This is a genomic window from Nostoc sp., assembly GCF_036916575.1.
Lineage (GTDB): Bacteria > Cyanobacteriota > Cyanobacteriia > Cyanobacteriales > Nostocaceae > Nostoc.
In genome coordinates, this window is sequence record NZ_JBALGC010000090.1 from 25,061 (window position 1) to 47,843 (window position 22,783).

Annotated in this window: 20 protein-coding genes; 10 read left to right on the top strand and 10 right to left on the bottom strand. The window is 41.2% G+C overall.

Annotated features, from left to right (window positions below):
- Positions 1 to 349 precede the first annotated feature (349 nt).
- From ureC to V7L29_RS18595, 3 genes are all read left to right on the top strand, one after another.
- Positions 350 to 2,065 (top strand): urease subunit alpha, encoded by a 1,716-nt coding sequence (gene ureC / locus V7L29_RS18585; protein ID WP_334736425.1) that lies wholly within the window; start codon positions 350 to 352, stop codon positions 2,063 to 2,065.
- 113 nt (positions 2,066 to 2,178) lie between these two features.
- Complete coding sequence (locus tag V7L29_RS18590; RefSeq protein ID WP_334736426.1) at positions 2,179 to 2,388, top strand: hypothetical protein; 210 nt, start codon at positions 2,179 to 2,181, stop codon at positions 2,386 to 2,388.
- A complete protein-coding gene (locus tag V7L29_RS18595) occupies positions 2,388 to 2,759 on the top strand; it encodes a type II toxin-antitoxin system VapC family toxin (protein WP_334736427.1) in 372 nt (123 codons plus the stop codon). Before V7L29_RS18590 ends, V7L29_RS18595 begins: the two co-directional genes overlap by 1 nt.
- A gap of 167 nt (positions 2,760 to 2,926) precedes the next feature.
- Here the strand turns inward: V7L29_RS18595 and V7L29_RS18600 are convergent, their stop codons facing one another.
- Positions 2,927 to 5,353: an NACHT domain-containing protein gene (locus tag V7L29_RS18600; RefSeq protein WP_334736428.1), complete on the bottom strand. Its 2,427-nt coding sequence runs from the start codon at positions 5,351 to 5,353 to the stop codon at positions 2,927 to 2,929.
- 173 nt (positions 5,354 to 5,526) lie between these two features.
- On the opposite strand from V7L29_RS18600, the gene V7L29_RS18605 reads away from it, so the two are divergent.
- Positions 5,527 to 5,757, top strand: coding sequence for a hypothetical protein (locus V7L29_RS18605; protein ID WP_334736429.1), 231 nt, complete (start codon positions 5,527 to 5,529; stop codon positions 5,755 to 5,757).
- Between the two features lie 128 nt (positions 5,758 to 5,885).
- Here V7L29_RS18605 and V7L29_RS18610 read toward each other — a convergent pair whose 3' ends face one another.
- On the bottom strand, positions 5,886 to 6,020 hold the full coding sequence (locus V7L29_RS18610; protein WP_334736430.1) for a hypothetical protein: 135 nt from the start codon (positions 6,018 to 6,020) through the stop codon (positions 5,886 to 5,888).
- Between the two features lie 120 nt (positions 6,021 to 6,140).
- Here V7L29_RS18610 and V7L29_RS18615 point away from each other — a divergent pair, with 120 nt between their 5' ends.
- Together V7L29_RS18615 and V7L29_RS18620 are read left to right on the top strand one after the other, a co-directional pair.
- Positions 6,141 to 7,286 (top strand): hybrid sensor histidine kinase/response regulator, encoded by a 1,146-nt coding sequence (locus tag V7L29_RS18615; RefSeq protein ID WP_334736431.1) that lies wholly within the window; start codon positions 6,141 to 6,143, stop codon positions 7,284 to 7,286.
- A 194-nt stretch (positions 7,287 to 7,480) separates the two neighbouring features.
- The gene (locus tag V7L29_RS18620; protein WP_334736432.1) at positions 7,481 to 8,863 is read left to right on the top strand and encodes an aldehyde dehydrogenase; all 1,383 of its coding nucleotides are present in this window, start codon (positions 7,481 to 7,483) and stop codon (positions 8,861 to 8,863) included.
- A gap of 69 nt (positions 8,864 to 8,932) precedes the next feature.
- On the opposite strand, the gene V7L29_RS18625 is transcribed toward V7L29_RS18620, so the two are convergent.
- From V7L29_RS18625 to V7L29_RS18635, 3 genes are all read right to left on the bottom strand, one after another.
- A complete protein-coding gene (locus tag V7L29_RS18625; RefSeq protein ID WP_334691478.1) occupies positions 8,933 to 9,538 on the bottom strand; it encodes a sulfite oxidase-like oxidoreductase in 606 nt (201 codons plus the stop codon).
- A gap of 381 nt (positions 9,539 to 9,919) precedes the next feature.
- Entirely contained in the window at positions 9,920 to 10,093 is a 174-nt protein-coding gene (gene rpmF / locus V7L29_RS18630; RefSeq protein ID WP_012407602.1) for a 50S ribosomal protein L32, read from the bottom strand.
- A gap of 365 nt (positions 10,094 to 10,458) precedes the next feature.
- The gene (locus V7L29_RS18635; RefSeq protein WP_334736433.1) at positions 10,459 to 10,959 is read right to left on the bottom strand and encodes a hypothetical protein; all 501 of its coding nucleotides are present in this window, start codon (positions 10,957 to 10,959) and stop codon (positions 10,459 to 10,461) included.
- A gap of 200 nt (positions 10,960 to 11,159) precedes the next feature.
- Here V7L29_RS18635 and V7L29_RS18640 point away from each other — a divergent pair, with 200 nt between their 5' ends.
- On the top strand, positions 11,160 to 13,058 hold the full coding sequence (locus tag V7L29_RS18640) for a caspase family protein (protein ID WP_334736434.1): 1,899 nt from the start codon (positions 11,160 to 11,162) through the stop codon (positions 13,056 to 13,058).
- A gap of 120 nt (positions 13,059 to 13,178) precedes the next feature.
- Here V7L29_RS18640 and V7L29_RS18645 read toward each other — a convergent pair whose 3' ends face one another.
- Positions 13,179 to 13,556: a Mo-dependent nitrogenase C-terminal domain-containing protein gene (locus V7L29_RS18645; protein WP_334736435.1), complete on the bottom strand. Its 378-nt coding sequence runs from the start codon at positions 13,554 to 13,556 to the stop codon at positions 13,179 to 13,181.
- A 527-nt stretch (positions 13,557 to 14,083) separates the two neighbouring features.
- Here V7L29_RS18645 and V7L29_RS18650 point away from each other — a divergent pair.
- Positions 14,084 to 15,280 (top strand): anion transporter, encoded by a 1,197-nt coding sequence (locus V7L29_RS18650; protein ID WP_334691474.1) that lies wholly within the window; start codon positions 14,084 to 14,086, stop codon positions 15,278 to 15,280.
- An 18-nt stretch (positions 15,281 to 15,298) separates the two neighbouring features.
- Here the strand turns inward: V7L29_RS18650 and V7L29_RS18655 are convergent, their stop codons facing one another.
- Positions 15,299 to 15,859, bottom strand: coding sequence for a Uma2 family endonuclease (locus V7L29_RS18655; RefSeq protein WP_334736436.1), 561 nt, complete (start codon positions 15,857 to 15,859; stop codon positions 15,299 to 15,301).
- A gap of 145 nt (positions 15,860 to 16,004) precedes the next feature.
- On the opposite strand from V7L29_RS18655, the gene V7L29_RS18660 reads away from it, so the two are divergent.
- Positions 16,005 to 16,178 (top strand): hypothetical protein, encoded by a 174-nt coding sequence (locus V7L29_RS18660; RefSeq protein WP_334691472.1) that lies wholly within the window; start codon positions 16,005 to 16,007, stop codon positions 16,176 to 16,178.
- 107 nt (positions 16,179 to 16,285) lie between these two features.
- On the opposite strand, the gene V7L29_RS18665 is transcribed toward V7L29_RS18660, so the two are convergent.
- From V7L29_RS18665 to V7L29_RS18675, 3 genes are all read right to left on the bottom strand, one after another.
- Complete coding sequence (locus V7L29_RS18665) at positions 16,286 to 18,058, bottom strand: ribonuclease J (protein ID WP_334691471.1); 1,773 nt, start codon at positions 18,056 to 18,058, stop codon at positions 16,286 to 16,288.
- Positions 18,059 to 18,338: 280 nt separating this feature from the next.
- Positions 18,339 to 19,223 (bottom strand): 4-hydroxy-tetrahydrodipicolinate synthase, encoded by an 885-nt coding sequence (gene dapA, locus V7L29_RS18670; RefSeq protein WP_334736437.1) that lies wholly within the window; start codon positions 19,221 to 19,223, stop codon positions 18,339 to 18,341.
- Positions 19,224 to 19,350: 127 nt separating this feature from the next.
- Positions 19,351 to 20,388: an aspartate-semialdehyde dehydrogenase gene (locus V7L29_RS18675; RefSeq protein ID WP_334691469.1), complete on the bottom strand. Its 1,038-nt coding sequence runs from the start codon at positions 20,386 to 20,388 to the stop codon at positions 19,351 to 19,353.
- 839 nt (positions 20,389 to 21,227) lie between these two features.
- Here V7L29_RS18675 and tig point away from each other — a divergent pair.
- Positions 21,228 to 22,670, top strand: coding sequence for a trigger factor (tig, locus tag V7L29_RS18680; protein ID WP_334736438.1), 1,443 nt, complete (start codon positions 21,228 to 21,230; stop codon positions 22,668 to 22,670).
- The last annotated feature ends 113 nt before the right edge of the window (positions 22,671 to 22,783 follow it).

The following is a 22,783-nucleotide window of genomic DNA, read 5'->3' on the forward strand; positions in this document are numbered from 1 at the left end:
TTAAACACAATATTTAGCTTAATGGATTAATTATTTGAATTACATTCTAGAGAATTCCACGCCCCTCTCTCCGTTTCAAGTAGGCAGCCAATTGAACAGGTGATTTTAACATCTGCTTTCTTAGTTTACCTATGTAAACATTGCAGTATAATCTGTATTTATACGTAAAATTTTTAGTAAATGTGCCAAATATTTTTCATTCCTGTTAACTTCAGTTTTATTTCATTAATATTTATTTCCCTAAATTTACTGCCATCCTAAAACTATCAAGTTATACAAAAATTATCACCTTATCTCCATAAGGTTGCTGAAAAATATTAAAATCAACACCATTACCAGGGGTAGCATTATGCCTTACAGAATGGATCGCCGCGCCTACGCTGAAACCTACGGCCCAACAGTAGGCGATCGCATCCGACTTGCAGATACAGAATTATTTATTGAAGTTGAACAAGATTTCACTACCTACGGCGATGAAGTAAAATTCGGCGGTGGTAAAGTTATCAGAGATGGAATGGGACAATCCCCCATTTCTAACGCCGATGGTGCAGTTGATTTAGTAATTACCAATGCCTTAATTCTCGATTGGTGGGGTATTGTCAAAGCGGATATTGGCATTAAAGATGGCAAAATTTTCAAAATTGGTAAAGCCGGAAATCCTTATATTCAAAACAATGTAGATATTATTATTGGCCCCGGAACTGAAGCCTTAGCTGGTGAAGGAATGATTCTCACTGCTGGCGGTATCGATGCCCATATTCATTTTATTTGTCCCCAACAGATTGAAGTTGCGATCGCTTCTGGTATTACCACCATGATTGGCGGCGGTACTGGCCCAGCTACGGGTACAAATGCCACTACCTGCACCCCCGGCCCTTGGAACATTTACCGGATGCTGCAAGCTGCTGATGCTTTTCCTGTCAACTTAGGATTTTTGGGTAAAGGTAACGCCAGTCAACCCCAAGGACTTGTAGAACAAGTAGCCGCCGGTGCAATCGGGTTAAAACTACATGAAGACTGGGGAACCACACCCGCAGCAATTGATACTTGCCTCAGCGTTGCCGATGAATATGATGTACAAGTGGCGATTCATACTGATACCCTGAACGAAGCCGGATTTGTTGAAGATACGATCACCGCTTTCAAGAATCGTGTCATCCACACATATCACACCGAAGGCGCAGGCGGAGGACACGCACCAGATATTATCAAAGTTTGCAGCCAAGCCAATGTTCTCCCATCTTCCACCAACCCTACACGTCCTTACACTCTCAACACCTTAGATGAACACCTGGATATGTTGATGGTATGTCATCATCTTGACCCTGCGATCGCCGAAGATGTAGCTTTTGCCGAGTCCCGCATCCGCCGAGAAACCATTGCTGCCGAAGACATTTTGCACGACTTAGGCGCATTTAGCATGATTTCTTCCGATTCCCAGGCAATGGGACGAGTAGGCGAAGTGATAATTCGCACCTGGCAGACATCTCACAAAATGAAGGTGCAACGAGGAAGTCTTAACGCACAGGGAACAGAGCAAAAAGCAGACAACTTTAGGGCAAAAAGATATGTTGCTAAGTATACAATTAACCCAGCGATCACTCACGGAATTGCTCAATATGTGGGTTCAGTGGAAGAGGGAAAATTAGCAGATTTATGTTTATGGCGATCGGCGTTTTTTGGGGTGAAACCAGAGATAGTTATTAAAGGCGGAATGATTGCATGGTCGCAAATGGGCGATGCTAACGCCAGTATTCCCACACCGCAACCAGTGCATATGCGACCGATGTTTGGTAGTTTTGCAGGTGCTAAGAATGCCACATCATTAACTTTTGTTTCGCAAGCAGCTTTAGAGAAAGAAATTCCCAGCCAGTTAGGTTTACAAAAGACAGCGGTTGCAGTTTCTGGAACACGCCAATTGAGTAAGCAGGATATGAGGCTGAATGATGCACTACCCCACATTGAAGTTGATCCAGAAACCTATGAAGTAAGGGCTGATGGTGAGTTGCTAATTTGTGAACCTGCGACAGTTTTGCCAATGGCACAGAGGTACTTTTTGTTCTAATTCATGACCAAGCAACTTATCGCTTTTAAGGACGAGAGTAATATTGCCCTGATAAATTTTTTGTTTTGGAGTTACGATCAAATAGTTAAATGTTGTATCTGATGTAGAAAATTATGCTACCTTTTAAGAAAAAAATTGTGACTGATGAAGCGATGTGTCCGGTAGCAGTGTTGATTGATTATCAAGACTGGCAGCAAATCGAGAAGATATTAGAAGTTCATCAATCACAACAAAAACAAGAGTTTAATTTAAACCAATATGCGGGTATAATTCAACTAACTCAAGACCCTTTGGAATATCAGCAGCAAATTAGGGATGAGTAGTGTTGATACAACCTTTGATTTTTTTAGATACAAATGTAGTCTTGTATTTTTTGGGTGGTCGCTTGGTAAATCCACTACCATTAGGACAATATTTTATTTCACTGATTACTGAGATTGAATTGCTCTCTTATCCAAGTCTCAGTTTAGAAGAAGAAACACAAATTATTGATTTTTTAAATAAAATTACAATCATTGGTATTGATAGTAATATTAAAAATTTAACAATTGCATTTCGCAAACAATACAAACTCAGGCTTCCTGACGCAATAATTGCAGCAACTGCAAAATCTCTAAATGCAACATTGTTTACAAATGATGTAAGATTGGTTAATTTAACAGAAATTAATACTCAGTCAGTACAAATTGTGTAATGGGTGTGATCGCAATTCCTTCCACAGCAGAATTCCAGCAAGTTTTAGATAGAATCGCCTTTGATAAATGAGCAAATACTTGTTTTTTAGTAGAAGTTAAGTATTTATTCCTCATCAAATAGTCACCAAGATTGACAATATAAACATCTCTATTATCAGTTAAATTTCTAATTTTTATTTTTTAACTCACTCATCGGCAATAGCAAAGTATTTTCAATTTCCTGTCTAACTTCGCGGCTAACATAACAATCACTATTAAGACAATTTATTAGTAGTAAATTGGCAGTGTAATACTGCTGTAACAGTTGCTCTTGTGTATCGCTAAACCGCCATTTATGACCGATGTTACGATACTCAATCATCAATAATCTCAGTTGCTCAGTCCAATGTTCACCATCTGCTAACCACCAATCTGGAAAGCGTTCTTTAAAGCTTTTTATATTAATTAGCTTGTCTCTGGTATTTGTATTTTTATTAGGAACTTGATCTTTACTAGGAAGTTCATCTTTGAGCTTTTGTATAGATTGCTTCAGTTTATATTCAGAGACATAGGCATATACGTGTTTAAGTATATCAATTACCTGTATAGTCATTAGATAGATATTATTTTTTGTTTCGTAAATAAAAAATTGCTTTTTTACCATACTATATGAAGCAATAAGGTGAAAATCCAGACTCAAGTTATTTGCAATTGATAAATGTTCGTCATCTGCTTTCAGGCTGCTAAGAATGTCATTAATATCAGTATCAAGAGAGATAGCAAGTGTAATATCAACATGATGATAATCATTTTTGCTAAAAATCTTAAATAAACTAAAATAAAATGCACGTATAGCAACTGGTTTATAGGAAATATCTATTGTACATGATTTTTCTTGTACCCACCTCAAAAACTTCTGCAAATTATCATCTAAAGCAACTATTAAATCAATTTTATGCTTCATCAACTGTACTAAATCATCAGCCTTCCGCATCATGCCTGCTGTGAGTAAAAATACTTCTTGCCAGCGTTTATCAGTGGCATTTTCCATTAAATTATTCCAGGCAGAATTAGCAACTATTTCCCTAGCAGCGAAATATTCTTGAAACGTCAAATGGGAGAAAGAATAGATTCCCTTTGCTCTTTCTACCAATAATCCATGTTGTGCTTCAATTGACCTCAAAACTGCTTCGCTATCTAGTTCTAATTCCTTTGGCTCAGTACTAGCATCACGTAAATTGCGAATGAAATCAGCAATGTATGCTTCAACTGTTTTTTGCTTAAAGAAATAATCTTTCTGCTCAAAGGTAGTAAGGGCAATTTGACTCAGCAAATCTTCTTTACGGTGCAGCGACAGATTTTTATAAACTTGATCACGCTCAATGTTGCGTTTAGCATCCCATTTTTTGAGCAATACATCCAACCCTTCTTTATAGAGTTCGGAACGATTTGCTGGAAAATCTGCGCTTTCCCCAAATACCAAACACAGCAGTGTTAACAATAGTGGATTGGTTGCCAGTTCTTGGATCGGTCTGTTGTCTTTCAGTTTTTGGATGAAATGCTCACCTTTTACCGGGTCACTTAACCGAAACCAGTTTTCAGCAAAAATGGCGATTTGCTTTTGGTCAAAATCTGCCATTTCCACCTCAGTGAAGCGTTCAAAGGTATATTCTTTGGCAGCAATTCGACAGGTAATCAGGAACTGATTGGTATGAAATTGCTCAGAAAAATCCAGAATTTGCCGTAAGACACGCTTCGTATCCTCTTCACGAACTTCATCCAACCCATCTAGTAACACTAATGTCTTACCTTCTTTCAATAGTTGATCTGCTTTAATGCTGGCATTATTCACTCCACAACTTGATAATTGTTGAGCAATATATTTCAATACATTTGGCTGTTTGGGCGCTTCTGCCAAGTCCTTGAGGGTGATGAATAAGGGAACTCGGTTTGTCAAATACTGTCCCTCAATGCACTGCATCGCCAAATACTTCAAAAATGTGGTCTTACCTGCTCCGGGTTTTCCTAAAACCATTAGCTTACTGTAGCGTTGCACCACTTCTAGTCCCAATACTCGCTTCTCTGTTACTCGGCTGAGTCCAAAGCGATCAAAGTGTTCTGGATTACAGTTATGCAACAGTTCAGGGATATCTAGTCGCCTGCGTCCTGTAATTTTCTCTAAAATGTTGACGTTAGTATAAATACCTCGCTCTCCAGTTAACTCAATCGGCTGAGGCATATCCAGCACGCGCATGGTTCCACATTTTTCTTTAATGCTGGGTTTAACCTTTTCGCGGATTTCTTGAACTAGAAAATCAATATCATCCTCTACAATATCAGCAGTTAAGCTATCAGCAGGTTTCTGCTGTGAATATCGCTTTTGGAGATATTCCCGAAAGCGGGTTTCTTTCACAGGCCCACTGCCATTGATATGGAATTTTTTGTAAATCCCCGTTAGACAACTGCTGAGATTGCTGTCAGAAATGTTTAGCACTTGTGTAACTTGAACTCGACTCTTGCCATTACCAAAGATTTCCAAAAAGACTGCCTTTTCTCGGTTTGACAATTCGCTGTATTGCTCTAGTTGTGTCAGGAAGTCTCTTGGTAACGACATATACCTAATGTGAAATCGCTTTAAAGTTCAGTCTAGCTTGTGTTTACAGAGATTGGCGGCTAGTAAAGATATGTCAAGACAAGTCAATCTAAGTCACTAGAAGTCAAATAAATAACTACAAAACAAAATTGCGACATTGAACTCAATCAAGTAACTGAGGCGATCGCAACGCAATGCTAGAAACACTAATCCCCCTAATTATCAACAAGTCTATTGAAGTCATCCTAAAGCTACTACTGGAAAAAATCTGGGCATGGTTATTGACGGATAAAAGCTTCCAACGCCTTAACCATTTTCTGAAAATGCAGATTTTTGTACTCTATCTAGATTGGATTTTGCTCAAAACATCTCTAAAATCTCTGCCGGAGCTAGCAAAAGAGAGCAATTCAGACACAAGTGGCTAGTTGTGAAAAAGGCAACGGTTTCCTCTATGTTCTAATTTTGAAAACATATTGTGCAGAATGCTGAACAGGGCCTATCCTAAATACGGGAAAGTTCGCTCTACCATAAGAAGTATATTGTCCTAAGTAACTCAGAAGGCACTCTTAACTCTTGGGCGATCGCCTACGCAATTATATCTCCAGTTACCTACGAAAACCGATACATCAAAGACTATATAAGTCATTCCACCATTTGCTGTATCCAAAGCTAAAATTTTACCAGCCATAATTTAATAGTAAAAAATACTTCTTAGGTAGGGAGGCTTACTAAAAAACTTGGCAGACAAATTGTTACAAATACAGCTAGTCTTACAAAAATTTACTTTTACCCCGTACCTTGCATCTATATGACTTCACAATCTTCTCGCTCTGACAAAATTCTAGTTGTCGATGACTCTCCTGATAACGTGTTTTTGATCAAAACTATTTTGGAGGAAGAAGGTTACACGATTAGCACCGCAGAAAATGGGATTTCGGCCTTGGCAGAATTGAAAGCTTCTCCTTGTGACTTGGTTCTGCTGGATCTGATGATGCCAGGTATGGACGGCTACGAAGTCACTAAGCACATTCGCGGAGAAATGAAATTACCGCAATACATCCCCATATTGCTGATCACTGCCCATGATGCGCCCAACGTCGCCCACGGTTTAGACTTGGGTGCTGATGATTTTATCCGCAAACCTGTAACAGTAGATGAATTGCTGGCACGAGTGCGATCGCTCCTGCGCTTGAAGCATAGTATGGATGAACGTGATGAAATTGCCCGCCAGCGAGAAGATTTTGTCTCCCGCCTCACCCACGACTTACGCACTCCCTTGGTGGCGGCTGATCGCATGTTGATGCTATTTCAGCAAGGAGCGTTGGGAGCATTATCATCGCAAATGCAGGAAGTAATCGCTATCATGTCCCGTAGCAATATCAACCTCCTTTCTATGGTCAATACCTTATTGGAAGTCTATCGCTTTGAAGCAGGTCGCAAAACTTTGGCATTTCAACCAGTTAATTTGAGTCGATTGCTAGAGGAGGTGAATGGAGAATTAGCACCCCTAGCTCAAGATAAAACACTGTCCCTAAATTTGGACTTTACTGAGGAGTCAACTACAAACACAGTCATGGGCGATCGCTTAGAATTGCATCGTCTATTCACTAATCTTATCGGGAATGCGATCAAATTTACCGAGTCTGGGTCTGTTACTATTCGTTTTACTTCTCAACCCCAGTTTGATAAAAGTAGTCAATCTCAGTTATCTGGAAAATCCAATTCCGTTGACTACATTAGAATTGAAATAGCGGATACAGGCCCAGGTATTCCCCCTGAAGAACAAGCCACCATATTTGAACGATTTCGCCAAGGCAGCCACAAAACTTCTGGTAGTGGCTTAGGACTGTATCTTGCTCGCCGAATTGTCGAGGCACATCAAGGCATTATTCTGCTTAATTCTGAGTTGGGCAAAGGCAGTATATTTATTGTCCTTCTACCCACAAAAACATGAGAAAATTAGCAATTATAAATTATAAATTATCGAATTCTTACCATAATAATTGCTAATTTATAACTTTACTACTATCTTTCAATAATTTAAAGTAAATATTCCCATTGTGAATTCAAACCCTAAAAATTGACTAATTAAATATGCTTATTTAGCAGCGCTAACATCAAAAAAATAGTTTTTTAAGGGACAAAACAATGATTACGACTGAATTATCTAACGTTGGTCATATTATCCAGAATCAACGAGAGTTTTTTCAAACTGGCAAAACTAAAGATGTCAATTTTCGCATTGAACAACTAAAAAATCTCAAGCAAGCAATTATTGAGCATGAACGGTCAATAGTCGAAGCATTACAAGCAGATTTACATAAACCAGAATTGGAGAGTTACCTTACAGAAATCGGCGTAATTAAGGAAATTGATTATGCTATAAAACATCTGAAAAACTGGACTAAGCCCAAAAAAGCAGCCGTTTCCTTTGATTTTTTTTCTTACTCAGCCCAAATTTATCCAGAACCGCTAGGGGTTGTCTTAATTATTGGGCCTTGGAACTATCCGTTTAACTTAATTATCTCACCTTTAATAGGTGCGATCGCAGCCGGGAATTGTGCAATTATCAAACCTTCAGAAATTGCTTCTCATACCTCTAGTATCATTGCTAAGATTATTGCTAAACATTTTGACCCAGCTTATATTGCAGTGGTAGAAGGAGGCGTAGAAGCAAGTCAAAAACTACTTGCAGAAAAGTTTGACCATATCTTTTTTACTGGTGGCACAGCCGTCGGCAAAATCATCATGGCAGCAGCGGCCAAATATCTCACACCAGTTACTTTAGAATTAGGCGGTAAAAGTCCTTGTATCGTAGATACTGACATTAATCTTGAACACACTGTCAGACGAATCACTTGGGGCAAATTTATTAATGCTGGACAAACTTGTATCGCCCCTGACTATCTTTTAGTTGATAAAAAAATCAAAAAAGATTTAATAGATGGGCTGGAAAAATGCTTGAAAGAATTTTATGGCGATAATCCAGCAAACAGTCCTGATTATGCCAGGATTATCAGTCAAAAACACTTTGAGAGATTGGTTAACTTTCTCAAAGATGGTGAAGTTATCATCGGTGGAGAAAATCAACCTTCAGAGCGTTATATTGCCCCTACAGTGATTGATACTGTCTCCTTAGAAGATTCTGTAATGCAGGAAGAAATTTTTGGCCCCATTATACCCATTATTGAATATACTGACATTGCAGAAGCGATCGCCTTGATTAACTCTAGACCTAAACCCTTGGCGTTATACTTATTTTCTCAAAACAAAAATCTACAAAAGCGAGTTTTGCAGGAAACTTCCTCTGGTGGAGTCTGTATCAACGATACAGTGATGCAGGTTGGTGTCTCATCTTTACCATTTGGTGGGGTGGGAGATAGCGGTATTGGCAACTATCACGGCAAAGCTAGTTTTGACACTTTTTCCCATGATAAAAGTGTATTGCAAAACTCTTTCTGGCTGGATTTAAAATGGCGATACGCTCCTTATAAGGGCAAATTACCGCTAATCAAAAAACTTCTGGGTTAATAGTCATGAGTTATGAGTTATGAGTTATGAAATTTTAACTCCTAACTTCTAACTTCTGACTCCTAACTATTAAAACCCAAAAGCGTTGCTGTAACGCTCCTCAGCCCAAGGTTCACCACGGCGATGGTAACCATTCCGCTCCCAAAAACCAAGTTCTTCACTAGCTAAAAATTCTAAACTATTAATCCACTTAGCACTTTTCCAAGCGTAAAGGTGGGGCACAACTAGCCGCATCGGGCCACCGTGTTCAACTGGAAGGTCTTCACCAAATACTTTAAAGGCAAAGAAATTTTCTTCCCGTATAAAATCTTCTATAGAAATATTGGTAGTGTAGCCGCCGTAGCAGTGTTCCATAATGTGGGCTACTTTCGGGTCTAGCTCAATCAGACCCATGAAATCTATGACTTTAATGCCAGTCCATTTGACATCCAGTTTAGACCAGCGGGTTACACAGTGGAAGTCGGCTGTGAATTCGTGTTGAGGCAGCGCCATAAAGTCTGACCAACTAAAGGTAGTAGGTTTTGCTAAACCCCAAACTCGAAACTCCCATTCTTCAGTGCTAACTTGGGGAGTTGCACCGTAAGTTAATACGGGGAAACCTTTAGCTAAGTGTTGACCTGGAGGGACACGTTCCCCCTCTTCCTTCCCTGGTTTATGAAAAAATTTTCCTAGCATAGTTGGAGAAAAATAAGTTTTCTTAAGATATTTACAAGCTTTTTTGCTGAGTTGCCAACAGCAGCAGATATTTTACTTTTATATAGTTACTTGATCATTACTCATGAATGATAGGTAATGGGTAATGGATGTTCCCAATTACTCACTACCAATTTTTCTTGATCTAATCAGCTTGTGTAGAGTATCTATGATTCTTGACACTCTCCTGCCTGAAGTACGAAAAGCGCAATTGCGTTGCTCTTGATCAGGGGATTTCAGCATTTTTCTGATAATGCAATCAGGAAAGCTAAGAAAAAGCGTTTATCCACTAGTAATAAGTTTGATTGGTGACTTTGGCAATCAAATCTATCGGTGCTGTTCATGCTTTTCCTGACTGGGAAATTATGATTCTTCTTCCTCTTCTTCAGCAGTTGGATAAACAAATGTAGAACGTCCAGTCAAAATCGACTTACCCAGAGATAGAGCTTTCTGAGCTTCGACGACGGCTTTATGCCTCCAGGTAGCTCGACGTTTATCTCGTTTTGATTTGGAAGTTTTCTTCTTAGGAACAGCCATGTCAGCAGATATCGCGATTCTTGACAACCTTCTTATTCTAGGCCATCCACTGACGCCAAGGACAACAGTTGAGTCAGGAATAAATAAGTTGAATTGATCGGTTGAGACTGAAGTGGGGATATAGAGACGAGCTAGTGCGTTGGGAAGCCAGCAGGAATAAAGGCTTTTCCTTATCTAGTGATTGCCGTCCGGTGCCGACTTGTACCGCTAAAGCGGAACCCGCTCTTTAGCAACTGGCGTGCAAAGACGCGGGGAATTTCAATGGTGACCAACGAGGACATGGAGAAGAAAAATATTTATTGTTTGAATCAAGAGACTTTAGACATGGGATTTAGGAGCGTCTTTGTATCCCATTGTCCCCGCCGCTATTTTTGGGTTGGCAGACTGCTAGCTGCTGGAACTGTATTAGAGGTTGTCGGCTCTTTTTCAAAGAAAAGTAGTGATCGCGCAGTTTTGAAGTAAGTTGCCCAATTTTGAGCATCGGGGCGCGATCGCCATTGTGGACGACTAACTTCTAATGTCAGAACTGGTGCGATCAATCCATAATTTTGTACGGACACAATGATTGAAACATCTGTCACCAAGATATCTTGGTCGAAACTCCGTTGAGCAGCTGCCCTAGCGGCTGCTTCCGCTCTTGTGAGAACGGTTTCGTAGTTTTCATCTGGCAGGCGGTCAATCGCCAGGTCAACTCTAGCGGTGTAAGCTCGCACAACCTTATGTGCGATCGCTTCCGTTACAAACCACGCAGGAACGGTAGATAACAGCAAAACTACTAAAGGAACTATCCGGATTCTTCTGGCAATTTGGCTAATAACTGAAAAGGGAGTGATCGATGATGGTAGGTGAGCAGAAATCTTGCTCATGACCTTTTATCTCCTTAATGATGATCTGTTATTAAAATTAGGTGAAAGGTATTTTCCAGTAAAATAACGTAATAAAAATTACATTTTAACTGAAGATTCGCTCAGAATCACCTAGACTATAAAACATAGGTTAGCTTTGTTTTTTTGGCAAAGCCGACCGCAATTTTAAGACCAGCAAACAATAACTGACAAAGAGCGGGATGGCAAATTACTGGGCGATCGCGATTGGCATCAATCAATATCAGTTATTTCAACCTTTAAGTTGTGCTCAAGCAGATGCTGAGGCACTAGAGGATTTTTTGGTGACAGATGCAGGTTTTTTCCCTAAACACTGCCTGTTAATGACAGATACTTCGCCGCCGATTGGGGATAGATCCACCTATCCGACTAAAGAGAATATTTTGCTGCTGCTTGAAGATTTGGCAGCGACAAGTTGGCAACCGCAAGACTATCTGTGGTTATTCTTTAGCGGTTATGGTGTCAATTACAAAGGCAAAGATTACTTAATGCCAGCAGAGGGCAACCCCGAACTTGTACAAGAGACTGGCATAGAATTGCGATCGCTAACACAAAGTCTGCAACTTGCTGACCTGAATGTATTGCTAATACTCGATATCAACCGCGCTTTTGGCACCCAAGCGGATGCTCCCGTTGGTGAAGAAACAATAGAACTAGCTCAAGAACTACAAATCGCTACAATTCTTTCTTGTCAACCAGAGCAGTTCTCTCACGAAAGTAGCGAATTAGGTCACGGATTCTTTACAGCAGCTTTGTTAGAAGCTTTGCGTTCTGGTAATGGCAGCAACTTAGCAGATTTAGAAAGCTACCTGAGTCTGCTCATGCCAAAATTATGTCAACACCACTGGCGTCCTGTTCAAAACCCTGCCACTATCATCCCATCAAGGCAGCAAGTAATCTTGCCAAAATTGGCAATAGAAAGCGACTTTCAAGCAAATCCGGTGATTTACCCTGAAGAATCCTTTGCTGTTGCCCTTGCGGCTCCCCCCCTCGACGATTCCCCTAGAACTTCAGCAGCTCAAGGCAGATGGAAAGAAGCTACTGTGAACTCCTCCCAACAGGTGGCTCACAAAGTTGAGAAGTCCAAGGGTCAACAAGTCCAAAAGTCGGCTGCTGATTTAGTTTCCCAGCCAATGCCGGAAACTTCTTTAAGAGTAAACACCAAAGGAAGATTTATCCCTAATTCCTCCCAAGGCTACGTCTCTCGATTGCCATCGAATCAGCCAAGTATCCCTTTTTGGAAACAATTTATCTTGTGGGGCGGAGGCAGTTTGCTGGTAGCAGGTTTAATCGCCGTAGTTTTTCTTCGTAATCAAGAAACTTTTAGAATTAAGCAAATATCAAGGACATCACCCAATGTTACTGCTAGCAACCCCAAGGTTGTCCAGAATTTACCAAACGATGTCTACGACGGGCTACGCCTACGCACTCTACCAGTTAGACGCAACAACCAATCTAGCGCTCAAATAGCCTCTAGTTCCGAGTCGAAAAACCGGAATCAAGCAGTATTAGACTTGGCAAAAATGTCGCTCAGACAAACTCAGGCTAGCGATTTGAGCTTGGCGATCGCTACAGCCGAGAAAATTAAACCCGGTGAACCACTGTATGAACAAGCTCAGGAGAATATTAAGATTTGGAGCCGGATGATTTTAGATTTAGCAGAAGGTCGTGCTAAACAAAGACAGTATGCTAGCGCCATTGCTGCCGCACAATTAATCACCAAAGATGAAGCCCCCTATGCCAAAGCACAAGCAGCAATGAACCTATGGCGGCTAGAAGGGAAGCAGTATGTGAGTAACATAACTCTTTTAGATGCAGCTAATGCCTTAATTAAGTCCGGACAGGCATCTACCTACAATCGTGCGATCGAAGTTGCCAAGAAAGTACCAGCAGGTCAACCAGGCTTTGATACTGCCCAAAAATCAATCAATAAATGGAGTGAGAAAATTTTAGATTTGGCCAAGCATCGCGCCGCCGAAGGAGAACGTAATGCGGCAATTGCGACCGCTGCTTTAGTGCCAGAGGAGACAGGCGCTTACGAAGATGCTCAGGATGCTATCCAAAAATGGCAAAAAAAATAGTTATGAGTTAGAAGTTAGGAGTTAAGAGTTAGGAGTTTTATTTTTAATTCCTCACTCCTTACTCGTAACTTTTCCTTCAGCACGGGCTAAATGCCCCGCTACCGCTAACAGCACTCTGTATTAGCAGTACTGTGACACATCTTCGCCACAATCGTCGGCTAGATAGCACAGTGCTCGGAAACGTAAACCAACCACTTCGTCATATAAGGGGTTGAGCTTGCACATGGGCGGAATGTGAAACAGGGTTTTCCCGAATAATTTGACATCTCGCTCAAAGGGACACTGAGATGGAATCAGTTTGCACAAGCGGTGAGCTAGTTGGCGATCGCGGACTTGAATGCTATCTACACGCTGCCGTAGGGGTTGGAGAATATTCCAGTAAGATTTGGAAACAGAAGGGTTCAGCTGGGTTACTTTATGGTCACTAGTCTCTGCTTGATTGATTGATACCCAGCTTGCCAGAAAAATCTTTTTTGTGGTATTGTCGAATACCTTCATGGTTAATCCCCTGTGTTATTGAGGCTATTCATCTTTTTGATGAATATATACAATGTGGAAACGAAGTTTCCCGGAAGAATCTCGTCCTGACTGCGATATAATGTAATATCTGATTAGCCACTTAAGTCAGAACTTAATTTATTACTACGTCAAGTTAATCGCAATTTTCTAGGGATCGGTAGTGTAATATTACGATCTTGTTCATAACTTGACATACTTAAGATTTTAGTAAAGACATCTGTCATTGGATAGGTTTTAGTGTAACATTTACAAACCTTAATACAAGGTTTTCTTGGAAGTATTTTTGCTAAGTATAAATATCAGTTATACCCTAGTAGGGGTTTTTCCTCTCCGTATTCCCGCTTCCCCACTTCAGAGCGTCCTGTTAATTGCTGGCTGGATGCCGTAGAAGTAGAGAGAAGTCTGTAGACGCGGCTGCGGCTTAAAGCCAGGTGGGTTGGTTTTCTCAGTAAATATAGAGCAGCTAGTCATGAAACATCGCTCGTCGCAAAGTCTCGGTAAAAAAAGTGATTCTTCTGCAATTTGCAACCTATAGCGTCTTAGGGCTAACTTATCTGGGGTTAGCATTGGGCTACATTCCTGGTTTACGCATGAACCGCGCCACCATTGCTTTAGTCGGTTCTGCCTTTTTAATTGCTTTAGGTATTCTGAATTTACAGGAGGCATGGCAGGCCATTGATGCCAATACCATTGTATTTCTCTTGAGCATGATGGTAGTTAATGCCAACCTATCCTTTGCAGGGTTTTTTAGACGATCAATCTCAGTGATATTGAGTATCACTCGCAGTCCTCTAGGTTTGTTAATTGCCTTAACTTTTGGTAGTGGTATTCTCTCCGCCTTTTTTCTCAATGACACTATAGCGTTGATTTTCACACCCTTAACTTTGAGCCTGACTCAAGCTTTGGGCTTAAATCCAATTCCTTATTTACTAGCGATCGCAGGTGCAACTAATATAGGCTCGGTAGCTACCTTGAGCGGTAATCCTCAAAATATCCTGATTGGCTCCTTTTCAGGTATTTCCTATCTAGATTTTCTGCGTGTATTGGCTCCAGTTGCCCTTGTCGGCTTGGTAATTCAAGTAATATTACTGTGGCTATTTTACCCAGATGTGCGTTCAGTCAAACCTTGCCAACAGGTAACAGTTGGCAATCAACGTATTTTTAAACCTTTATTTAAAAAAACATTAGTCATCACAATTGGGCTGCTGATTGCATTTACTGTCGGTTTACCTTTAGCGGAGTCTGCTTTAGTTGCTGCTAGCTTATTGCTAATCACTCGCCGGATTAAACCGCAACGCATTTTGCAAAAGGTCGATTGGAACCTGCTGGTAATGTTTTCTGGATTGTTTATCCTGACGCGAGTCACGCAAAAGTTGAATTTGCTCCAGCCATTTACCCATGCAATCAATTCTGCTGCAAGTTTTTTGGGTGTAACTGTTATTTTATCTAACTTAATTTCTAATGTGCCTGCTGTACTTCTGCTGCATCCCCTGGTTCCTTCAGGTGACAGTAAGTATTGGCTATTGTTAGCAGCCGGATCAACTTTGGCTGGTAATTTGACTTTGTTTGGTTCAGTCGCCAACTTGATAGTTGTAGAAGCTGCTACTGATTTAGGCTACAAGCTAACTTTTTGGGAACACCTGCGTTTTGGAGCGCCACTAACGTTATGTACTTTAGTTCTACTATACCTCTGGGTTCATTGAGGATATGTAACAACAACCCTAAGCTGAAAACACCTGCTGGGCTGTCAGGGTTAGTTCTACGAATGTTTGAGAAATAATCTGCTGGTTTCCAGTAAACACAGTTTGCTTGTAACTACCATTGTCTAGCAAACACACTGTCATCTTATTTTTTAAGGGGTCAACAATCCAATACTCGACCACACCAATAGCTGCATACTCAGAGGTTTTTTGGTTATAGTCTCGGTCAACAGATTCAGGACTTACCACCTCAACTAATAGGGGTGGAGCAGTTTTGAGGATAGCCGAAGTACTCTCAATACTTTGTGCCTGTTGATTGGTAATCACACAAATATCAGGTCGCCTGGGTTGTTTATTAGTCAACACCTCTGTACCATTAGGACGCGGTTGTAAAGGCAGTCCCATTCTTTGAATTTCTAAAAAGAAGCGAACTAACAGTGAAGTGATAATCGCCTCATGCTTACCAGTACCAGGAGGCATTTCTAGCAGCACCCCATCCTCAAGTTCATAGCGCTTGTCTGTGCCATCATCAAAATTGATGTATTCCTCAAGAGTACTAATTTTTGTTGGTGTTTTAGTCATAGCGATCGCCTCCGAGGAATCCTCCTGGATAGATGCATTATGCCACAATTAAAAATAATTATTCGTTGTAATCTACATTAGAGATATAGAGCTAGATGATCTTTGGGAGCGCGAAGCGAAAACAAAGAGACATTTTCTTAAAGTTGTGTCTCCCCTTCAGATTGAAGAAGCCTTAGCAAAAGCTTTGAGTGAGTTAATAAACTACCCCTATGAAGTCGAAATTAACGATATACATTTAGAGGAACCATACGGCAGAGCAGAATTTAAGGTCAGCGCCAAGCAAAAAACTTTATACAAGGATGAGGACAAAAAACCCTAAATCCACCTTGTTGTTATTGTTCTCCAGACATTTCACGCCAAAACGCAAAGACGTTAGAAAAACTTTACGTCTGTGCGCTTTGCAGTGAGATTTTTATCTTAAATTCTCTACGATGCTACCTGAGCAGCAGTCCGAGTGCGGCGTCTTCTCCCGTCAGCAACTTTCACAGGCGGCTCATCAGGAATTTGCATCAACAAAGTCACAGATGGCTGACATTGTAATTCCCGACGGATGGAACGTTGCAATTCTCGTTCTAAAGTACCTTGCAATCCACCCCAGTCTATATCTGCTGCTTCACCTTCCCCAGCAGCAAATTCTGACCAGCGCACAGTCAGGATTTCTTCAATCCGTTGTTTTACCCAGGTTTGTAACAGCGATCGCTCTACACTTGTGACTACACCCCGGAGGTGAATTTCTGGTTTTGCCAACAGTTTACCATTCCAATCAATGGCAGCTGCGATCGTGATAATGCCTTCTGAAGCCATGCGTTGCCGTTCTTGTAAAACTTTGGCACTTACCATACCCGAACTAGTAGTATCCACCAGTTCTATACCAGATGGCACTTTCCCAGCGACGCGAATGGCATCTTCAGTTAGTTCGACAATATCACCATTCTGAATAATAATCATGTTTTCGGCGGGAATGCCCATACTCTGAGCCGTTTCTGCATGTTTCACCAGCATTCGATGTTCGCCGTGAAATGGCACAAAGAACTTGGGTCTAGTTAAGGCAATCATCAGCTTTTGTTCTTCCTGACAGCCGTGACCGGAGACGTGAATCCCTTTATCTCGACCATAGACCACTTTCGCCCCTTGAATCATCAATTTATCAATGGTGTTGACTACAGCGATCGTATTTCCGGGAATTGGGTTAGCAGAGAATACTACCGTATCTCCTTGGCGGATTTTGATGTGAGGATGTTCTTTGTTGGCAATGCGAGTCATTGCTGCCATCAGTTCACCCTGAGAACCTGTAGTTAAAACTAAAACTTTTTCGTCAGGTAGATTACGGACTGCGTGCAATGGTTGCAGCAGATTATCTTCACACTTGATGTAACCTAAATTGCGGGCATGAGCAATCAAGTTCAGCATGGAACGCCCCACAACCGTCACTACACGGTTTTGCTTCTTCGCGATATCCAAAATCATGTTGATCCGATGCACGCTGGAAGCAAAGGTAGTAACGAACAATCGCCCGGTAGCTTGACTAAATACTCTCTCCAGATTGGGATAAACTGAACGTTCCGAAGGTGTAAATCCTGGGACTTCGGAGTTAGTTGAATCACTCAGCAGGCAAAGGACGCCTTTTTCGCCATGTTCTGCTAGGCGTTGCAAGTCAAACTTTTCACCATCTACTGGGGTGTGATCAATTTTGAAATCCCCTGTGTGAATTACTACACCAAGAGGAGTATGAATGGCAACAGTGAAACTATCAGCGATGGAGTGGGTGTTACGGATATATTCCACTAAAAAGTTTTTGCCAATCCGCACGACATCACGGGGTAGAACAGTTCTGATTTCTGTGCGATCGCGGACTCCCGCTTCTTCCAATTTACCTTCTAGCATTGCCATTGCTAGTCTAGGGCCATAAATCACCGGGATATCAAATTGCTTGAGATGAAAAGCAATCCCGCCAATATGATCTTCATGACCATGAGTAACGATCATCCCTTTAATTTTGTGGCGATTTTCCCGCAGATAGGTTGTATCTGGCAAAACAATATTTACTCCATGCATCGCCTCTGTGGGAAAAGCTAATCCTGCATCTAACAGGATAATTTCATCGTCATACTCGAAAAGACAGGTATTTTTGCCAATTTCATGCAAACCGCCTAAAGGAATAATTTTCAAGGCGGAATTATTAGCTTCGTTTTTAGCCATTTTCTCCTTAGATTGTTACTTGTGGTTAATTAAGTTGATAGTTAACTTTCCTTGTATTTTAGACAACATCATTTGTCTGTTAAGTCAGTTCCAAAGCAATCAAGTTTTAATTGATATCTTCAATTGTTTATTCAATAAAATGGATACTACACTGAAGGATTCATAGTATATCTATCAGTCCTAACACAGGTTTTTAAATTGCAACTTATGAACAATTATGGTCATTGTTTATATGTATCTTTGGTAAGGAGCAGATTACCAGCGCTTAACCAGGTGGTGGCTAGATTAAACTAAGTTCTTTCAGAACCGCTTCTAACTTTTGACTGACTTCTAAATCAGCTTCACATAGCGGCGGACGAGTTGAACCAACCTCCCAACCTTGAAGTTTCAGTGCTTTTTTTACTGGAATGGGATTTGAAGTTAGAAATAGAGCTTTAAACAACGGGAAGAGTTGGAGATGAATCTCGCTGGCTACCTCAATTTTCCCTGCACTAAAAGCTTGGATCATCTGCTGTAGTTGATTTCCTACCAGATGAGAAGCCACACTTACCACACCCTTTGCCCCGATCGCTAACAAGGGCAAAGTCATGTAATCATCACCAGAGTAGATGTAAAATTCTTTTGGTGTCAAGCGACGAATTTCGCTTGCCTGATCTATACTACCAGTGGATTCTTTAATCCCGACAATATTGCTAACCTCAGCTAACCGGGCAACTGTTTCTGGCTGAAGGTTTTGTCCCGTACGACCAGGGACATTGTATAACAACAACGGTAGGTCGGGACAGGCTTGTGCTATCGCCTGAAAGTGCGCTTCCAATCCCGCTTGTGGCGGTTTGTTGTAATAAGGAACAACTTGTAAGGAACCATGTACTCCTATTTTAGACGCTTTTTGGGTGGCAGCGATCGCTTCTTTGGTGGAATTTGATCCACAACCTGCGATCACCTTGGCTTTTCCTGCCACGGACTGCAACACCTCGACAAATAATTGGTATTCCTCATCCCAACTTAGCGTAGGGGATTCTCCTGTTGTGCCGCACATCACCAATGTATCTGTACCGTTGTTAGCTAGATGTGCTGCCAGTTCTGCCGCTACATCATAGTTCACACTACCGTCTGCTTTAAACGGCGTAATCATAGCGGTTAAAACATTGCCAAAATCTCCCACCCTTTTTTCACTCCTGATTACCCATGTTTTTGTATCTTGGTGGTTTTTTATTGTAATAACCTATTTGCAAATTGCTTTCAAGTGTCATTAGTCATTTGTCACTTAACCAATGACCAATGACTAATGACTAATGACTAATAGCTAATGGTTTGAGTAGATTTTTTTCTACCAACAACTCGGCGATTTGTACTGCATTCAATGCTGCCCCTTTGCGGATTTGGTCACCACACAACCATAATTCCAAACCACAAGGATGAGAAATATCCTGACGAATTCTTCCCACTAAAACTTCATCTCGACCTGTTGCTTCAATTGGCATCGGAAAATGATTAGTTCCCCAATCTTCTACCAATTTTACTCCGGGGGAGGAATTTAAAATTTCTCTGGCTTCCTTTGCACTAAAGGGAGTTTCAAATTCTAAATTAATGGCTTCTGAGTGGGCACGGAGTACGGGAACCCGTATACAGGTTGCAGTGATTTTAATTTGTTGCGTGCCAAATATTTTTCGGGTTTCGTTGACCATTTTCATTTCTTCCTCACAATAACCCAAATCGTTTAATGGTGAATTATGCGGGAATAAATTAAATGCCAATGGGTAAGGCAATATTTCGGCAACTGCTGGCTGTCCTTGTAGTATAGCGCTTGTTTGGGTTTTGACTTCTGCCATTGCTCTAGCACCAGCACCACTAGCAGATTGGTAGGTTGAGGCGACGATGCGTTGCACTGGTTTAATTTTATGCAATGGCCATACTACCAAAGTCATTAAAATTGTTGTGCAGTTAGGATTGGCAATAATGCCTTGGTGATTAGCTGCGGCTAATGGATTTACCTCTGGTACGACTAAGGGAACTTCCGGGTTCATCCGAAAAGCACTGGAGTTATCAATTACCACTGCGCCCTTTTCGACGGCAATTGCTGCCCAACTTTTGGATGTGGAACCACCTGCACTAGCCAGTACTATATCCACATTTTCAAAGGCGCGATCACGAACCTGCTCTACTAATATATTTTCATCTTTAAATGGCAGCGATCGCCCGACACTCCGTTCTGATGCCAATAACCTCAAGTCAGCAACAGGAAAATTACGACTTTCTAATAATTCCAGCAACTCTGTACCCACTGCACCAGTCGCTCCCAAAATAGCTACACGATAGGATTTCGACAAACTTGATTCCTCCTTTAAGAGATTTATGTGCAATTTCTTGGAACAATTGACAATTTACTTCTATTTAAATAGTGATCGCAATTTTGAAAGACATTTTGAATAGGTTTTGATTTTTCTCTAATTTAGTCTATCTCTATATATCTAATACATTTGTTTTATAAGTTAAGTAATGTTGCATTCTACAACAATGGCTATCCAATTTTTCTATCGATTTAAACTATATATTATTATACAACAAACCGCCATTTAGCAGAAGAATGGAGATATCTGCACTTAGACGTTTAACAGGCATCCCACCTGTAAGGCAACAAACGTCTTGGCTGCAAGTTACTTACCAAGATGATCAATATACTAGGATCGAAATGCATAAAACCAGTACAGGATAAAACTGAGCTATGCGGTTAGGTATAGATCCACTCTCCTATCACAACTTAATAATAGCTAGACTCAATACTATAACTTTAACTTGGGAGTACTAACCACTCGCTGAAAACCAGGATATCACGGTGTTAACCCGCTGAATAATTAATTCCTAAGTTCAGAGTGACTGGAGAGTGGAGAGTGGGGCAGCAGTTCTTGAGCAGGGGAAGCAGGGGGAGAATAACTCTTGACTAATGACTAATGCCCTATTAACTATTTGTTATGAAGGTAAAATGTCAAGTCCTTGGTCATTGGCAGTAAACTGGATCTTTGTCCCAGGACAAATATCCATCCTTGGATGTCATAAGACCTTTTGGCAAACTCCCATTCCCTTAAGAGACATCAAGCCATAAACGCGAACAATTATTGCGTCTTGTGTGTACTCGGAGTATAAAATACCAGAAAACTAGAGACGAAGCATGAAAGTTACCCAGGAAAAACTTCCCGCCAGCCAAATTGGCCTGGAAATAGAGATTACGCCGGAAATTACTAAGCAAACTTACGAACAGGTCATTAAAAACTTAGCGAGTACTGCCAATATTCCTGGGTTTCGTAAAGGCAAGGTGCCTCGGCCGATATTGCTACAACGGCTGGGTACCACTCGAATCAAGGCAGCAGCGCTGGAAGAACTAATTCAAGATGGCATTGAGCAAGCAGTCAAACAAGAAGCTATCCCGGCAATAGGCCAGCCGCAATTGCGCTCCTCCTTTGAGGATTTGATTAAGAATTATGAACCTGGAAAACCCCTGACGATTTCGGCTGCTGTCGATGTAGAACCAGAAGTGAATCTAGTGCAGTACACTGATTTGCAAGCCAAGGCTGAAGAAGTCAAGTACGATTTAGAACGAGTGGAGAACACGCTGGATAAGGAACGTCAAGAATTGGCGACATTGATTCCTGTGGAAGGACGTGCAGCCCAAATCGGTGATATCGCCGTAGTCGATTTTAAAGGTGTATTCTCTAAAGTCGAGGGCGAAGACGAAACAGCCGAACCAGAACCTATTCCCGGAGCCGAAGCAACTGATTTTCAAGTTGAGTTGCAGGAAGATAAGTTTATTCCAGGCTTTATTTCGGGAATAGTAGGGATGAATCCGGAAGAAACTAGAGAAATTGCAGCGCAGTTCCCAGATCCATATGCTAATGAAGATTTAGCTGGAAAAGCAGCAACTTTCACCGTGACGCTCAAAGAACTCAAGGAAAAGGAGCTACCAGAAGTAAATGACGATTTCGCCCAAGAAATCAGCGATTTTGAAACCTTAGAGGAGTTACGCGCTTCTTTGGTAGAGCAATATCAAAAAGAGGCGGACGACAAAACAAAAACAAATAAGCAGGAAGCCTTGTTAACAGAACTGCTCAAGCACGTAGAAGTTGACTTACCAGCAACATTGATTGAGCAAGAAGTGGATGCAATGCTAACGCAAACAGCAATCCGACTGTCTCAGCAGGGATTGGATGTGAGAAAGTTGTTTACTCAAGATATTATTCCTCAGTTGCGGGAGCGATCGCGCACTGAGGCCATTGAACGCATCAAACGCTCCTTATCCTTACGGGAAGTCGGTAAACGCGAATCTATCGAGGTAACACCAGAAGAAATCGCAGCCAGAGTCACAGAACTTTTACAGCAGTACTCGGAGGAACAAGACGTTGATGAAGATAAACTGCGTTCAATGGTGGAAAACGAACTATTAACCGAAAGAATCATCGATTGGCTTTTAGAACACTCCTCAGTTGAACTTGTACCCGAAGGTTCCTTGAGTGCCACAGAGGAAACGGAACTGGCACAATCAGATGTTAATGCTGATGCACCTCAGACCGAGCTAGAAAGCGGCGAAGCTTCCACAGAAGTCACAGAAGGACAATAAAAAATTCCACAGCCATGAGTTCACCAGTTCTGAGTTAAAGTACTGGTGAAATGGGTAAGGTAAAGGAGATGAGGGAGCAGGAGGAAATAAAAGACCATTGCCTCTTGACTCCT

Bases quoted from the DNA above. Each gene is read 5' to 3' on its own strand.
- ureC (WP_334736425.1), top strand. From the start codon at position 350: ATGCCTTACAGAATGGATCGCCGCGCCTACGCTGAAACCTACGGCCCA.
- V7L29_RS18590 (WP_334736426.1), top strand. From the start codon at position 2,179: ATGCTACCTTTTAAGAAAAAAATTGTGACTGATGAAGCGATGTGTCCG.
- V7L29_RS18600 (WP_334736428.1), bottom strand. From the start codon at position 5,353: ATGTCGTTACCAAGAGACTTCCTGACACAACTAGAGCAATACAGCGAA.
- V7L29_RS18605 (WP_334736429.1), top strand. From the start codon at position 5,527: ATGCTAGAAACACTAATCCCCCTAATTATCAACAAGTCTATTGAAGTC.
- V7L29_RS18610 (WP_334736430.1), bottom strand. From the start codon at position 6,020: ATGGCTGGTAAAATTTTAGCTTTGGATACAGCAAATGGTGGAATGACT.
- V7L29_RS18615 (WP_334736431.1), top strand. From the start codon at position 6,141: ATGACTTCACAATCTTCTCGCTCTGACAAAATTCTAGTTGTCGATGAC.
- V7L29_RS18620 (WP_334736432.1), top strand. From the start codon at position 7,481: ATGATTACGACTGAATTATCTAACGTTGGTCATATTATCCAGAATCAA.
- V7L29_RS18625 (WP_334691478.1), bottom strand. From the start codon at position 9,538: ATGCTAGGAAAATTTTTTCATAAACCAGGGAAGGAAGAGGGGGAACGT.
- rpmF (WP_012407602.1), bottom strand. From the start codon at position 10,093: ATGGCTGTTCCTAAGAAGAAAACTTCCAAATCAAAACGAGATAAACGT.
- V7L29_RS18635 (WP_334736433.1), bottom strand. From the start codon at position 10,959: ATGAGCAAGATTTCTGCTCACCTACCATCATCGATCACTCCCTTTTCA.
- V7L29_RS18640 (WP_334736434.1), top strand. From the start codon at position 11,160: ATGGCAAATTACTGGGCGATCGCGATTGGCATCAATCAATATCAGTTA.
- V7L29_RS18645 (WP_334736435.1), bottom strand. From the start codon at position 13,556: ATGAAGGTATTCGACAATACCACAAAAAAGATTTTTCTGGCAAGCTGG.
- V7L29_RS18655 (WP_334736436.1), bottom strand. From the start codon at position 15,859: ATGACTAAAACACCAACAAAAATTAGTACTCTTGAGGAATACATCAAT.
- V7L29_RS18665 (WP_334691471.1), bottom strand. From the start codon at position 18,058: ATGGCTAAAAACGAAGCTAATAATTCCGCCTTGAAAATTATTCCTTTA.
- tig (WP_334736438.1), top strand. From the start codon at position 21,228: ATGAAAGTTACCCAGGAAAAACTTCCCGCCAGCCAAATTGGCCTGGAA.